The organism is Xenorhabdus sp. NBAII XenSa04 (assembly GCF_963866145.1).
Taxonomy (GTDB): Bacteria; Pseudomonadota; Gammaproteobacteria; order Enterobacterales; family Enterobacteriaceae; genus Xenorhabdus; species Xenorhabdus indica.
Window position 1 is genome coordinate 1 of sequence record NZ_CAWMEB010000339.1, and the last position, 570, is coordinate 570.

The 570-nt window shown below is 55.1% G+C and carries 1 protein-coding gene and 1 pseudogene; both read left to right on the forward strand.

Features of this window, described 5'->3' with window-relative positions; genetic code table 11:
* A partial coding sequence (locus AAC147_RS12095) for a DUF3438 family protein (protein ID WP_047686697.1) occupies nucleotides 1-165 on the forward strand: 165 nt, incomplete at its 5' end.
* Nucleotides 155-570, forward strand: a pseudogene (locus tag AAC147_RS12100) (TIGR03752 family integrating conjugative element protein); the annotation flags it as partial. The gene AAC147_RS12095 and the pseudogene AAC147_RS12100, both read left to right, overlap by 11 nt.

A 570-nucleotide genomic window follows, 5' to 3' on the forward strand; every position in this document is an offset into this window, starting at 1 on the left:
TTACAGGGGCAGTTTGTGGCCGCCACGTTCCAGCATCGTTGGCTGGGTGAAACGGGAACACCGGAGGATACCACGGTGTTGTACCTTGTCACAAAAGGGCAGCCGGATAATGCCTTTATCCCTGAGCCGGCATCGGTGAAACCGGGAGGCCGCCATGGAAGTTAAGTCTAATGCGTTGGTGAAAATACTGGTGCCGGTGGTATTGCTTATCGGCGGGGTTATTGGCATCAAAAGTTGCCGTTCAACGGAAAGTGCCGCGCCCGGCACGACAGCGAATAATGTGCTGGCCACGCTGTCACCGGAAGAGTTGCAGGCGCTGGGTGTCGGGGGCGATACGCCGGAAGATACCCTGCGCACCCTGACAGGTGCCCTCAATAAAGTACGGGCAGAGCAGAAACACTTAAGCCAGCAGAATACCGATATCCTGAAAGAAAATGACCAGTTAAGAAACCAGAGCCATGATGTTGCCAGCCAGATAGATGCAGCGGTTGCCGCCATCCGTCAGGAAAATGAACAGCGCCGGCGCGAGTTACAGGATGAGCAGCAGGGATTGCTGGCACAGATTGATTT